Here is a 13,798-nt window from a genome sequence, read left to right as displayed (position 1 = left end):
AAAAAGGAGAAAGTACCGTGCGCATCGTCTGGCTGCTCGCCGCATCGGCGCTTCTCCTTTTTTCGGCTCCCCTGCGGATCGTTTTCAGCGGAAACCAATCGATCGACGAATCGCGTCTTTACGAAGTGCTGGGGCTGCGCAAACCCTATGCGGTCGAAGTGTGGGAAAATCCCCCCACCCTCGACGAAGTCGCCGTAGCCCAAAGTGTTTCGGCCCTGGGAAGTTTTTACCGTTCAAAAGGTTTTTACCACGCCCGCGTCACCTCCGAGGTAAAAGAGGGGATCGTCACCTTCATCATCGCCGAAAACACCCCCGTCATCGTCAAAAGCGTCCAGCTCAACAGCCCCATCGACGTCGAAACGCTGGTGACGATCCGCCCCGAAGATCGGTTCGACCAGGAGAAATTTTCCGAAACAAAATCGGCGATCAAAAAACGTTACGGGGAGCGGGGATACTGCAACGCGAGCTTCAATGCCAAGGCATGGGTCGATATCGAGACCGACGAAGCACACCTCCTCTTCGAAGCCTCACCCGGCGAAGCGTGTACCTTCGGCAAAATCACCGCCTCTTCGACCCCCAATATCGACGGTAAACTCACCGCCTCGATGCTCCGCTTCGAAGAAGGGGACCCGTACAGCGTCGAAGCGATCAAAAAAAGTTACGAAGCGCTCTACGCGCAAGAAGCGGTCGCGCGGGTCATGATCAACGACAACGAGCGTAACGGCAGCGTCGTCCCGATCACCCTTACCGTCGAAGAGGTCGAACGCCCGATCCGTTTTACCGCCGGTCTTGGGTACAGCAGCGACCAGGGGTTGAGTGCGCAGATGGGGATCAAGCACCGCAATTTCTTCGGCGACCTAAAAACCCTCTCTCTCGACGCCCGCTACACCGACCTGATGCAGGAGCTGACCGGGACCCTCACCGTCCCGCTCCAGAACCGGGGGGTACTCGGAGCCGAAATCGGGTACAAAGACGAGACGTTCGACGGGTATAAAACCGAAAGCACCTACGAAAAAGTAACCGCCAAATACCAAGATACCCCCGCATCGGTCATGGCGGGGCTCCTGTTTGACCGGGTACAGACGTACGATTCGACCGACCCCGTCAACTTTCCCGACAGTATCCTCTACATCGCTTCCCCGCTCGGAGAGATCAACCTCGATACCCGCGACAACATCCTCGAACCGACCAAAGGGTTCTGGCTCAACGCCAAAGGGACCGGGTCGCTCCGCTCCCCCGTATTTTCGGATGCCACCTATTTCAAAAGCCTCCTCTCGGGAGCCTACATCCTCAGCGCGGGGGAACACGTCGCGGGGGCGAAGGTAAAATGGGGGACACTGCGCGTCTACGACGGCGACGTCCCCGCATCGTACCGTTTCTATGCGGGGGGGATGAACTCCAACCGCGCCTACACCTACCGTGAGCTCGGACCCAAAAACAGTGCCGGCGACCCGCTGGGGTTTCCTTCGCTGCTGGAGGGGAGCCTGGAGTACCGCTTCCCCATCTACGGCGAATTCCGGGGGGTCTTGTTCAGCGATCTCACGTTTATCGGGGACGATTATATCCCCGATTACGACGTCGCCTACTGGGGAATAGGGTGGGGGCTTCGCTACGTCACCCCCATCGGCCCGATCGCGTTCGACGTCGGGTTTGACCCCGACGATCCCGCCCAGTACGCAATCCACTTCCGGATCGGGGAGCTTTTCTAGGCCGCCGAAAAAACCACGCGGTAACTCGTCGCATCCTGTTCGTCGCGCAGCATCCACCCGTAATAATCGCAGAGCGTTCTGGCGATCGAGAGCCCTACCCCGCTGGAATGGATGAGGGTGGCGGAATGTTCGCACGGAGGATTGGATATCTCGATGATCCCTCCGCGGCACCGGATAAAGACATCGCTCCCTTCGCAGGCGTGATTGAGCGCGTTTTCGATGAGAATCCGACACACCCGTTCAAAAGGGATCCGAGGCAGCTCCGCTACCGCGGCATCGGGAATATCAAGGTTAAAACGCAATCCCCGATGTTCCCACAGTCCGCGTAATTCCTCGACCCATTCGTTTATCGCTTTTTTGAGCCGTATCTTCTCCGTCTTGCCGACATGCTCGGTCGTATGTAAAATCGTGGTGATCTTCGCGGCGATCGTATCGATCTCTTCGCGCGCTTCGGCGATCGCATCGCTTTTCCATTCCCCTTTCTGATCGGCAAGATCGATGCGCAGGCGCAGTTGCGCCAAAGGCGTCTTCAACTCGTGCGTCAGGGCCTTCATCGATTCGTGCTGGGCCTTTTGGAGGCCGCTGATCCGCTGCTGCAGCGTTGCAATCGCATCGCGCAGGGCGATGATCTCCCTACCGCCGCTCACCTCATCGGGTTTGCTATCGGGATCGTCACAGGTGAGACAATGGTTGACAAGGGCATTGAACGGGGCGAAAAGATGGCGTATGAGCAGATAGATCACCCCGCTCGTGAACACGAAACCGAACAGAAAAAAGATCCATCGGCTGCCGATCATCCGAAACAGCTCGTCGTCGATCTTCGCCGTCGAAGAGCTGATAAGAAAATGGCGTCCGTCTTTGAGTGCGACGGCATAAAACAGCCGCTCGTCGCTTAGGGAGGGGAGCGTTTCGACCACCTCGATGCGCATCCGGTCGATGAGCCCTCCCTTCATCACGCTTCTAAGCTGTTCGTCGTGCCATACCAGTCGTTGCGTCTGGTCGTCCCACCGCGACACGTCATATTCGTGCACGATCATGTTCCCAAGAAACGTCAGGCTCCGCGAAAGACATTTATGCATGTGCTGATAATAGATGCTCGCCAGGCCGTATCCGAAGATCGCCACGGCCAGAACCGTCATCCCCAGCGATACCGCGAGGATCCGTCCTTTAAAAGTTTTTAAGAGCATAGCCGCGTCCTTTGACCGTTTCGATCACATCGACCGGCAGTTTTTTCCGTATATGGCTGATGACGACGTCGATCGTGTTGGAGGTCATCGAAGCGGGATCGGAATAAACGGCGTTGGCGATATCGTCCCGGCTGAAAACCTTGTCCGGCCTTGACGCCAGGAAGAAAAGGACGTCGTTCTCTTTTTTGGAGAGAGTTATCGTTTTCTCCTCGGCCGTGATCGTTTGATTAACCAGATCCAGACAGACCCCCCCCGAGGTGATCGTTTCGGGGGCGAACCGCCGGATGAGTCCGTCCAGACGCATTCGTAGTTCCCGAAGATCGTACGGCTTCTCCAAATAATCGTCCGCCCCGGCACTGAGCCCCGCGATCCTCTCCTCGACCCCTCCGTAGGCGCTCGCGATCATGACGGCGCAGGAGGGATGGCGCTTTTTGAGTTTGGGGATGATCTCCATCCCGTTGTCCTCGCCGCACAGGTTACGATCCAAAAGTACGGCGCCGTACGAACAGCTTTCGATCCATTCCAACGCCTCGCCGATCGTTTGGGCCGTATCGATACGGTAAACCGTTTCCAGGGCATCTTTGAGCATGCCCCTCATTTTCATATCATCTTCTATTATAAGTACTCGCATGGGAAGTATTGTAATTTATTATTCGTCGATTTTCGGTAAAACGTCAAAAAAAAATCACATTTTCATGATTTTTTCATCTGGCACCAGTACGATTGGGTCGTTGAAAACTTATCGAAGGAGTATCACACGAGATGAAACGCAATGCAATCCTGTCCCTATCTGCGATCCTCGCCACCCAGCTCATGGGGGCGGACGATCTCAATGAAATGATAAAAGAGGGGAAATTCGGCGGTTATGTCCGGATTCACCATATCGAACCGGCTTTTTCCGATACGGTAGCCGCAACCGGCAGCGCCATCGGAGGCAAACTCAAATACCAGACGGGAGCGCTGCAAGGTCTCCGCTTCGGCGCGGCGATGTACACGACCCACGACACAGGGCTCACCAAGTGGGATTACAAAACCCGCGACGGCTACAGCCAGGTGGCACAGGGGCTTCTGGGCGACTCGATGGACAGCTATTCGACGCTCGGCGAAGCCTATGCAAGCTACCGCCTCTCCAATACCGACATCACGTACGGCCGGCAGGAGTTTAAAACACCGATGACCGACAATGCCGTCACCATCATCCCCCAACTCTTCGAGGGGACCGTCGCGACGATCAAGGAAATCCCCGATTTCACGGTAACCGCGGCCCACATCACCAAAATGCAGTTCGGTACGCGCGCCGCGACCGATGCGGGACTCATCGGCGATGCCGCCTATCAAATCACCTCCGGTGCGGGATACGGTCTTGTGAGCCCGGCGGTCAACGGCACGACCGGCGTGATTACTCCGGGTTCGGGGAAATCATCGTTCCAGGATATGTCGGATGCGACCCTGGGGGCGAATAAACTCGATACATCCGGGGTCACCGCACTGGGGATCGAGTACGCCAAAGGAAACCTCAAAGCCCGGGTATGGGATTACTACGCACACGAAATGTACAACACGATTTATGCCGATGCCGAATACAAAATCAACGCGGGTCCGGCCAAAGTGACCCTCGGAGCCCAAATCCTTAAACAAGACGATGTCGGGAACTTCGCCACCTCTACCGGAGGAAACGAGCTCAAAAAACTCCGCAGCGTCAACACGTTGACGGCCTCGTCCATTTACAAAACGAAAATCAGCGCGGACGGCCAGATCGACGCCACCTTGTGGGGGGTCCAGGCAAAAGCCGACATCGGGGACTTCAGTTTCTCCGCCGCTTACAACCGCAATGAGGATGGCCACGTCATGAACGCCTGGCAGGGCGATCCCGCGTACACCAGCATGATTTTCGCCCGTAACGAATACCGTGCCGATACCGACGCCTACAAACTCGGGGCCGAATACAGTTTCGCATCGCTCGGCGTTCCGGGGCTCAAGTTCATCGTCAACCATGCCCGGTACGATACCGACGTACAAACGTGGACCGGAACCACCGGCAGTACCGGGGGAACCATCAGCACCGTCCGGAATGAAACGACCGAAGTTCAAGATTACATCCTCCACTACGCCGTCCCATCGGTCAAAGGGTTGTGGTTCCGCCTGTTTCACGAACAGCGTGACAACGGCACCCGCAATTACGAGCATGCGCACACGCGTCTGATCGCCAACCTGAGTTTTTAAGGAGCGGACATGAAACTCTCTCGACGCGATATGCTCAAAGCCTCCGGAATCGGCGCCGCGGCGCTGGCTCTTGGGGGAGTCTCCGCAGCACCGGCGTCGGCGGCTGAAAATCCGGCCGTCGCCACCGAACTCCTCCCCAAACCCGCAGGCAAGCGGGTCGTCATCGTCGGCGGCGGATGGGGCGGCCTCACCGCCGCCCGCTACATCAAAAAGGAAGCCCCCGAAGCCGAAGTGGTGGTCCTCGAAAAACGGGATCTTTTTATGTCGTGTCCGATCAGTAACGAATGGCTAAGCGGCGAAGTGGGGATGGATTTCCTGACCCGCGATTACTACACCGCGGCAAAGGCGTTCGGATACAAAATGTTCCAGACGACCGTCACCGACATCGACCGTTCCGGCCGCACCGTCAAAACGACGACCGGCAGCATCGGGTACGATTATCTCCTGCTCGCACCCGGAATCGCGTACGATTACACCAAATGGTTCGGCAAAGACACCCTTGCCGCCGAGCGGTGCCGCCAGGAGTGCCCTCCGGCGCTCATGCCCGGCAGTGAGCACGTCGCCCTTAAAAAGATGCTCGAGGAGTTCGAAGGGGGCAATTTCGTCATCTCCGTTCCCGACGGCCCCTACCGCTGCCCTCCGGCACCGTATGAGCGTGCCGCGATGGTGGCCCACTACCTGAAGAAAAACGGCATCCAGGGGAAAGTGATCCTCCTCGATCCCAAAGCCAAACCGGCCCCGAAAGGTCCGGGGTTCCTGGCAGCATACAAAGAACTGTACCCCGATATCGTCGAATACCGTCCCAATTCGCTGGTCAAAACCGTCGATTTGGATAAGAAAGAGGTGGTCGTCACGCTCACCCTCGCAGACGAACGGACCGAAGAGGTGCGCATCCCCTACGCTGCGGCGAACCTGATGCCGACCAACAAAGCGTCCGAAATCGTCGCGATGGCCGGCGTTTCGACGGGCAAAGCGGGATGGGGGATGATGGAATCACCCACGTTCCAGAGCAAAGCGGATCCGAGGGTCTTCGTCATCGGAGATGCCGTCGGCGGCTATCCCTATCCCAAAAGCGGTGCCATCGCAAACGGCCAGGGGCACATCGTCGCGTCCCATATCGCTTCGCTGATAGCGGGGAGAGCAACACCCAAAGAGGTGACGCTCCCTCAAAACATCTGTTATTCGATGGTCAACGACAAAGAAGCGATCTCGATCGGCGTCACCTTCTCGATGATGGACGACAAAGACATCAACGGCAACGACATTAAAGTAATCAAGCCGAAGATGACCGAAAACAACACCCGTTCCGCCGACCTCGGAAAAACGACCCATGAATGGTACAAAGGGATGATGCGCGACATTTTCGGAAGCTGATCGATTTCCCGCGGGGACGTTTCTCCTCCGTTGCCGCGGGATCAGGTTTAATGGTAAGTTTGGGCATAATATGCGGATGCAAACACCGTTGAACGAAGATCATCACCGGCCCCGGTCCAGACGTCTGAAAACCTTGTTCAGACGGTTGTTCCTGATTCTTCATTTTCTCCTTCTCCTTAGTGTTTTTGTCACCGCGGGGGCGCTCTACGTCGCCTTCCGCCCCGACGGTCTAGAGATTGTACGCACCTACCTTCTCGAACCGCTGGGGATCCACTACACCCGCGCCGAGGGGTCACTGATGGAGGGGTTCACCCTCCATGACGTTCGCGCGGAGCGGATGAAAGCCGACACCCTCACCCTGCGCTACAGCCTCGTCAAAATGCTCGAAGGGGACCATACCGTCGAATCGGTCCGGATCGAGGGGCTGCGGCTCCACCTCGACGATTTCACCGACGGAAGCGAGACCTCCTGGCCGTTTCCGACGTTTCGCCTTAAACAGGTCACGCTCCACAACCTACAGCTCATCGGCACCTACCCCCTCGAACTCGATATCGACGGAGCCGAGGGGAGCTATGACGGCGAACTGCTCAATTTCAAAACCTTCCGCGCCGCGTTCCGCTCCCGCTACGCCGACGGGGGCATTCGGGGAACCCTCCGGGACAACGCGATTTCGGGGGAAGCCCTCCTGTACCCCAATACGGCCGCCCTTGCCCCCTACAGCGGCCGTTTTACCGATCTTCCCCGAACCATCCCCCTTCGGATCGTCGAACTCTCCGACAAACGCGCGCATCTCAAAGGGGGGATCGAGCGCCTGGTTCTCAAACCCGATCCGGCCCTGAACGCCGAGAAGTTCACGTTCGACTTCCGCTGCCGCTACGATGACGAACGCTTCGACGTCGACGCCTCCTATCTGCTTCGGCGGGGGGAAGAGACGATGCAGACCCGCCAGCACCTGCGCTACACTTTCGAGGGGGTGACGACAAGCGAATTTTCCGGACACATCGCCTCGAACCGCCATCTCCCCTCGAACACGCTGCGCGGATCGTTCCGCGACGACGCACAGGGGTTGGGCGCCTCGGTCACACTCGACGGGAGCACCCTGCGCCTTTCGAGTTCCGATTACGACCGTTTTGCGTGGGAACTCGAAAGCCGCCATCAGGACCTCGCCTTTCTCCCCGCCCTCCCCGAATTCGCCCGCACTTCGCCGCTGGGGATGAAAGCCCGCGGAAGCTATGTCCTCAGCACCGACACCCTCTCTGGCACCCTTGCGGCCGAGCACAGCCACCTTCGCTTCACGGGGGAATTCTCGACCCGCGAGGGGGTCCACGCCCTCGAAGGCTCCCTCCTCCTCCCCCCCGATGCACCGATGTGGCGGGACTGGAGCCGCAAACCGCCCTCACGGCTGAACCTCTCCCTCACCCACGAGCACAACGTCTCACACCTCCATTTCCAGGGAGAATCGGTCGCATTTTCCGCATCGCTGAGCGGCGAACGGCTCAAAGGATCGGGCAACTACTCCGGAGCCTATTTCGACGTCGAGGGCTCGCTTGCCCCGGGCAAAAGCGTTCTGGACGTCAAAGCCCTCGTCCCCTCGGCATTTGCGACCGTCTCCTCGTTCCGCCCGATCGAACTCTACAAAGGGGAATACTACGATGCCGAGATCCGCGCACGCGCACGGGTCACGATCGCCGATACGGTGGAGATCGACGCAAACGTCCGGGTGCCGTGGTATGCGGCGGTCCTCGATACCCAGCACTCTTTCGGGGGGACGAACGGCTCGATCGACCTGCATTACCGTGACGGGAACATCACGGTTCCCTCCTACCGTTTCGAAATCGCCGACCACCCGATCGCCTCGGAGCGGACCTCGCATCTTCGCCTCACCCCCTCGGGCGATCTCCTCGTCGACGATTTCTGGATCTACGACACCCTCTTGCTGCAGGGGGCGGTTTCGGGCGAAAAAGGGACGTCGCTGCGCCTCTTTTCGGAACGCTTCTTCTACGAAGGGCCCGAGGGGAGCGCCCACGCCGCTGCCGACATTACGTTTGTCCGCGACCGCGCCGGCGAACAGCAGCTTTATGGGAACGTCACGATTCTGGAGGGAACGATCTCCTACCTGCCGCTGCAGCAGTTCAAAGTCCTCGACGATGACATAATCATCGTCCAGGACGTCCGCCCCCCGTCCCATACGCGGCTTTCGATGAACGTCCGCATCACTTCCCAAGAACCGATCAAACTCCAGACCAAGGAGCTCAACCTGCGGCTGATCCCCGACATCACCCTCTGGCGCGATCCGCTGGGGCCGATGCAGATACTGGGGATGATGACGATCCCTTCGGGGAGTGCGACGAGCGCGGGAAAACGGTTCGATATCCAGCATTCCGAAATCTATTTCGGCGGCGATGTCCCCCTAAACCCCTATCTCAACCTCACGATCGGCCACGAAGTCGACTACAAAAAAATCGTCATCTTCGTCACCCACACCCTCGATTCGCCGATTTTTCTCTTCACCTCCGATCCGGTCATGAGCCAAAACGACATCATGAGCTACATCCTCTTCGGTTCCCCCGCCAATACCGTCGCGGGAAGCGATTCGGGAACCTCGTCCGTCCGTGCCGACGCGACCAACTTCATGCTCGGTGCCGGGCTCAAAGGGCTCATCAACAGCACGACCAAACTCCAGATCGATACCATGAACATCCTCACGACGCAGGAGGGGGGAATGGGCTTCGAAGTGGGCGCGCGGATCAACAAAAACCTCCGCGTCCTCTACAAAAACGACACCCTCTCCAGCATCCTCGTCCAATACCAGCTCAACCGCTGGCTCCGGCTCGATGCCGACGTCCACGAACTCGGGCAGGGGATCAATGCCGTGTACATTAAGGATTTCCGCGATTTTCTCCCCCACAACAAGCCCCTCAAAAAATAATTCTTGACTTTTGTCAAGATTATTCGCGGACGTCCGATCTATACTGTCGTCATTTGATCCCCAGGAGAGACTTATGAGCATTCTTTCTTTCATGCGCGACGACCACCGCGCCTGCGACCACCACTACGCCGAGGCCGAATCAGCCCTGCTGGCCAAAGACGCCGAAAAAGCCCGCACCGCGTTCGAGGCCTTCGAACGTGCCACGCTGCACCATTTCGACATGGAGGAAAAAGAGCTCTTCCTCGCCTTCGAAAAACGGACAGGGATGATGGGCGGCCCGACGCAGATGATGCGCTACGAGCACCAGCAGCTCCGCAGCCTCCTCGAATCGATGCGCCTCGCCCTCGCCGAAAACCGTGTCGACGATTTCTTCGGCATCGGCGAATCGATGATGATCATGCTCCAGCAGCACAACATGAAAGAAGAGCAGATGCTCTATCCGATGATCGACCGCTCGCTCGGCTCCGATGCCGAGGAGATGATCGTCAAACTCAAAGAGATGGCATGATCCTCCTCGACACCCGCGAATACGATCACCCCATCCCGCTCGAAATGGCGGTCGGGGCGTTCCGCCGCCTCGCGGGAGACGAGGTGATCCACATGATCCACCGGCGCGAGCCGATACCGCTGTTCGAGATCATCACCCGCAACAACGGACGCTATCTCTCTTACATGGATGCGGACAATGTCTGGCATATCTTTATTACCCGCAGTCCGACTTTGGATTTGGAGGTGTACCGTGTATAACGGCCTTTCACTCGATCAGGCGCCGCCGATCTCGGTGGTGCTCCGCTTTTTCCTCACCGTCCCGGTTTTTGGGATCGCGCTCTGCGCACTCCTGTTTTTCGCGCCGCGCGAAGTGCTCACGCCGCTGCATCCCTATTCGCTCAGTGCGATCCACCTGATGTTTTTGGGGGTGATGAGCATGAGCATGATCGGTGCGCTGTTCCAGATGCAAAGCGTCCTGGGGGGGAAACCGATCCCCGCACCCGTGGGAAACGCCCTCATTATCCATACGTTTCTGACGGTCGGTACTCTTTCGCTCGCGATGGCATTTCTCTGGTCGCAGCCGATCCTTTTCACCCTTGCCTCGATCCTGCTGGGGGCCGCGATCGTCTATACCGCCAACCTCGTCCTGCCGCTGCTGTTCGGGGAGGTCACCCACGATACGCTGCGCGGGATGCGGCTAGCCCTGATCGCTCTGGCGTTCACCGCCGTGCTGGGGATCGTGATGGCGTCGTCGTACGCCTCCGCATCGTTCGGCTTTTACCACGAAGCGGTCCGCACGTCCCACTACTCGCTGGGGCTGATAGGATGGGCCGCCGCCCTCATCATCGCGGTGGCATTCCAGGTGATCGAAATGTTTTACGTCACCGCCCCCTACAGCCGATGGTGCAAACGAAATGCCTTCAGAGTACTTGCGGCCGCCCTCGTTTTCAAAATCGCCTTTGCCTTTACGGGATGGCCCTACGGGTGGATCGCCGACATCGTCATCGCCGGCTGGCTGGGGGGTTTTGCGGTAACGACCCTCAAACGGCTCTCGGAACGCAAACGGCGCGTTAGCGACGTGAGTATCCGGTTTTGGACGGCGGGAATGGCCCTGCTGCTGATTGCTTCGGCCGCCCATACGGCATCCCTCTTCATCGCGGCAGCGACACTTGAAACCCTCGCGCTGTTCTCTTACGCCCTATTCGTCCTTGCGGTCATTCTGGGGATGATGAGCAAAATCGTCCCTTTTCTGGTATGGTTCCATCTCAATTCGGCCGGGTTTATGGATGCGCCGATCATGTCCAACGTCATCCCCGCATCCCGTTCCAAACTCCTGTTCACCCTGTTTGCCCTCACTGCTCTCGCGCTGCTCGCCGGATGCGTATCGGGTGAGGCGTTGGCCGCCGCCGGATTTTTCGGGAGCCTGATGTTTAGCGTACTGCTCTACAACCTGCTAAAAGCGCTCTCCCTATACCGCCACACCCTCTCCCACGGGCAACGTTTCACGTTCGAATAGCCCTTTTGGCGTTTCTCCCGCCATCTGCGCTATAATCGTTAGCAAAAGAACGGCGGAGGGCTACCATGGAGATCGATTCGTTATTCATCCAAAACAGCGGCCTTTCGCTCGTGCTGGGGTTTCTTGTCGGCCTTCAGCGCGAAATGCACTCGATCTATTCGAACAAAACCCAGGATTTCGGAGGGGCCAGGACCTTTTCGATGATTTCGCTCTTTGGGTACCTCTCGGCCTGGGCGAGCGCCTATTTCCCCTATTTTTTCCTCGTCGCATCGGGTCTGATGGGGTTGCTGCTCGTCGCCGCCTATGTGGTCAACAACATCTCCGCGTCCGAAAAAGGTTCCACCACCGAGTTCGCCGCACTTGTCACCTTCCTGGTGGGGGCGATGCTCTATTTCACCCTTCCGATCTTCCCCGTTTTCATCGCGATCCTCGTCCTTTTCGTCCTGAACCTCAAAGACAAGATCCGCGAATACGAACAAACCCTCACGAAACAAGACCTCGGTGCGGCGATCATGTTCATGGTGATGACCTTCGTCATCCTGCCGATTCTCCCCGACGAGCCGATCGACCCGATGGGGCTGGTCAATCCACACCTCATCTGGATCATGGTGGTTCTGGTGGCCGGGATCTCCTTTTTCGGCTACATCGCGATCCGTTTCTTCGGAACGGCGCACGGGATCGGGGTCGCGGGGCTGTTCGGCGGCCTCGTCTCCTCGACGGCGGTCGCGATGAGCATGGCCCGAAGGGTTCACGAAAACGGCTTTCTCTCCAAAAACCTCGCCATCGGGATCGCGCTGGCTTCCTCGATGATGCTCATCCGCGCGGGGATTGAAATGTGGGTCATCAACCCCGCCCTCACCATCCCTTTTCTCCTCCCCATCGCCCTTGGCTCCATCGCGGGATACGGCTACATCGCCTTTTTGTATTTCACGTCGCGGCACGAAAATATCCCGCAGGACATCAAGTTCAAAAACCCCTTCAGCCTCAAAGAGGCGTTGATGATGGGGCTCATCTTCGGAATCACGCTCGCCCTCATCAAGCTCGCAGACCAGTACGTCGGGAACATGGGGGTTTACGCGGTCGCCGCCGTTTCGGGAATCGCCGACGTCGATGCGATCATCCTCTCCCTCTCTTCGCTGGCCAAATCGACCCTCCATCCCTCGACCGCCCACGCCGCGATCCTCATCGCGATCCTCGCCAACTCGCTGGCCAAAGCACTGCTTGTGCTGTTTTTGGGCAATGCCGTACTCTTCCGATGGATAGGGGCCTATTTTCTCATTTCGATCGGCACCTTTACCGCCGCCGCACTCCTAACGCTCCTCTAACACTCCCGGGGGGAGCAATCATCTTTTTCCCCGTTTTGCCGATATAGTGTTATACCAAACGGGAGTCCAGCCATGCAGATCGCAGCCCAAAGCCTCAGCCTCAGCGCGTCGTCCCTGCACTATCGCAGCGAACAGGAAAAATTGTCCCTCAGTTCCCCTTCCACAGCCGCTTCAAAAGGGGTAAACGAGGTATGTGAAACCTTGGGCGAAGACCCGCTCGAAGGGGTCGATCCCAAATACCGGATGATGGCGCTCATGCTCGAAGCGCTAACGGGGCAAAAGATCACGTTAGCCGCCTTTCGCACTAACGCAGCGGCAGCCGGAACACCCGCATCGGCCTCTTCGGGCGGCGCGCCGAGCAATTCTCCGATTCTCGAATACCAGTACCAGATGCAAGAACTCAACCGGATGAGTTTTTCGGCCGAAGGGAAAGCGGTCCTCGAAGACGGCAGCGTACGCGAGTTCTCCCTCTCCATCGAATGGACACAGAGTTTTTCCGAATCGGTGCGGCTGCGTATCCAGGACGGCAAGATCCTCACCGATCCCCTCGTCATTTCGTTTGACGGCTCGCAGCCTCTTTCGACAAACGCGTTTGCTTTCAATCTCACCGGCAAAGAGGGGCAAAGCCTCCCCTACCTCTCCGGACGGGCGGGATACCTCGCGCTCGATGCCGATCACGACGGCAAAATCACGCAGGGATCCGAACTCTTCGGACCGCGCACCGGGGAAGGGTTCATGGAGCTTGCCGCCCACGACGATGACCGAAACGGATGGATCGATGCGGGTGATGACATATTCAAGCAGCTGCGGGTATGGATGGTGAGCGAAGGGGGCGAAAACCTTCTCTCGCTCCAGGAAGCGGGAATCGGCGCGATCAGTCTCAAAACGGCTTCGATCGACTACGCGTTCAAAAGCGACGCCGACACTACCATAGCGCAGTACAAAAAAGCCTCCGTTGCATTGGGCGAAACAGCCGGAGCCTTCGGCGTGTTCGAAGTGGACGTGGCGGTATAACAAGCAAAATAAAAATACGGTAGCTAAATTCG

11 protein-coding genes are annotated in these 13,798 nt (G+C 58.0%); 9 read left to right on the top strand and 2 right to left on the bottom strand.

The window, feature by feature from the left end; all coding sequences use genetic code 11:
* Nucleotides 1-17 precede the first annotated feature (17 nt).
* Entirely contained in the window at nt 18-1,709 is a 1,692-nt protein-coding gene (locus E0765_RS03015) for an autotransporter assembly complex family protein (protein ID WP_165921639.1), read from the top strand.
* Here E0765_RS03015 and E0765_RS03010 read toward each other — a convergent pair.
* Both E0765_RS03010 and E0765_RS03005 read right to left on the bottom strand, forming a co-directional pair.
* Complete coding sequence (locus E0765_RS03010; protein ID WP_132811749.1) at nt 1,706-2,896, bottom strand: HAMP domain-containing sensor histidine kinase; 1,191 nt, start codon at nt 2,894-2,896, stop codon at nt 1,706-1,708. The two genes, E0765_RS03015 and E0765_RS03010, sit on opposite strands and share 4 nt — an antisense overlap.
* Nucleotides 2,877-3,527, bottom strand: a complete 651-nt coding sequence (locus tag E0765_RS03005) for a response regulator transcription factor (RefSeq protein ID WP_132811748.1) — start codon at nt 3,525-3,527, stop codon at nt 2,877-2,879. Before E0765_RS03005 ends, E0765_RS03010 begins: the two co-directional genes overlap by 20 nt.
* A gap of 131 nt (nt 3,528-3,658) precedes the next feature.
* Here E0765_RS03005 and E0765_RS03000 point away from each other — a divergent pair, with 131 nt between their 5' ends.
* From E0765_RS03000 to E0765_RS02965, 8 genes are all read left to right on the top strand, one after another.
* Nucleotides 3,659-5,119: an OprD family outer membrane porin gene (locus E0765_RS03000; protein WP_132811747.1), complete on the top strand. Its 1,461-nt coding sequence runs from the start codon at nt 3,659-3,661 to the stop codon at nt 5,117-5,119.
* A 9-nt stretch (nt 5,120-5,128) separates the two neighbouring features.
* Entirely contained in the window at nt 5,129-6,493 is a 1,365-nt protein-coding gene (locus E0765_RS02995) for an FAD-dependent oxidoreductase (protein ID WP_132811746.1), read from the top strand.
* Nucleotides 6,494-6,569: 76 nt separating this feature from the next.
* On the top strand, nt 6,570-9,422 hold the full coding sequence (locus E0765_RS02990) for a translocation/assembly module TamB domain-containing protein (protein WP_165921637.1): 2,853 nt from the start codon (nt 6,570-6,572) through the stop codon (nt 9,420-9,422).
* Between the two features lie 73 nt (nt 9,423-9,495).
* A complete protein-coding gene (locus E0765_RS02985; RefSeq protein ID WP_132811744.1) occupies nt 9,496-9,930 on the top strand; it encodes a hemerythrin domain-containing protein in 435 nt (144 codons plus the stop codon).
* The gene (locus E0765_RS02980; protein WP_132811743.1) at nt 9,927-10,169 is read left to right on the top strand and encodes a DUF2249 domain-containing protein; all 243 of its coding nucleotides are present in this window, start codon (nt 9,927-9,929) and stop codon (nt 10,167-10,169) included. The genes E0765_RS02985 and E0765_RS02980 overlap by 4 nt, the downstream gene beginning before the upstream one ends.
* Entirely contained in the window at nt 10,162-11,427 is a 1,266-nt protein-coding gene (locus E0765_RS02975; protein WP_132811742.1) for a hypothetical protein, read from the top strand. The genes E0765_RS02980 and E0765_RS02975 overlap by 8 nt, the downstream gene beginning before the upstream one ends.
* Nucleotides 11,428-11,492: 65 nt before the next feature.
* On the top strand, nt 11,493-12,752 hold the full coding sequence (locus E0765_RS02970; protein ID WP_132811741.1) for an MgtC/SapB family protein: 1,260 nt from the start codon (nt 11,493-11,495) through the stop codon (nt 12,750-12,752).
* Between the two features lie 72 nt (nt 12,753-12,824).
* A complete protein-coding gene (locus tag E0765_RS02965; protein ID WP_132811740.1) occupies nt 12,825-13,766 on the top strand; it encodes a hypothetical protein in 942 nt (313 codons plus the stop codon).
* Nucleotides 13,767-13,798 lie beyond the last annotated feature (32 nt).

Origin of the sequence: Sulfuricurvum sp. IAE1, from assembly GCF_004347735.1 — a bacterium.
In the GTDB taxonomy this organism is placed as follows: domain Bacteria; phylum Campylobacterota; class Campylobacteria; order Campylobacterales; family Sulfurimonadaceae; genus Sulfuricurvum.
Note: the sequence above shows the minus strand (reverse complement) of the source record. Positions and strands in the feature narration are given on the sequence as shown.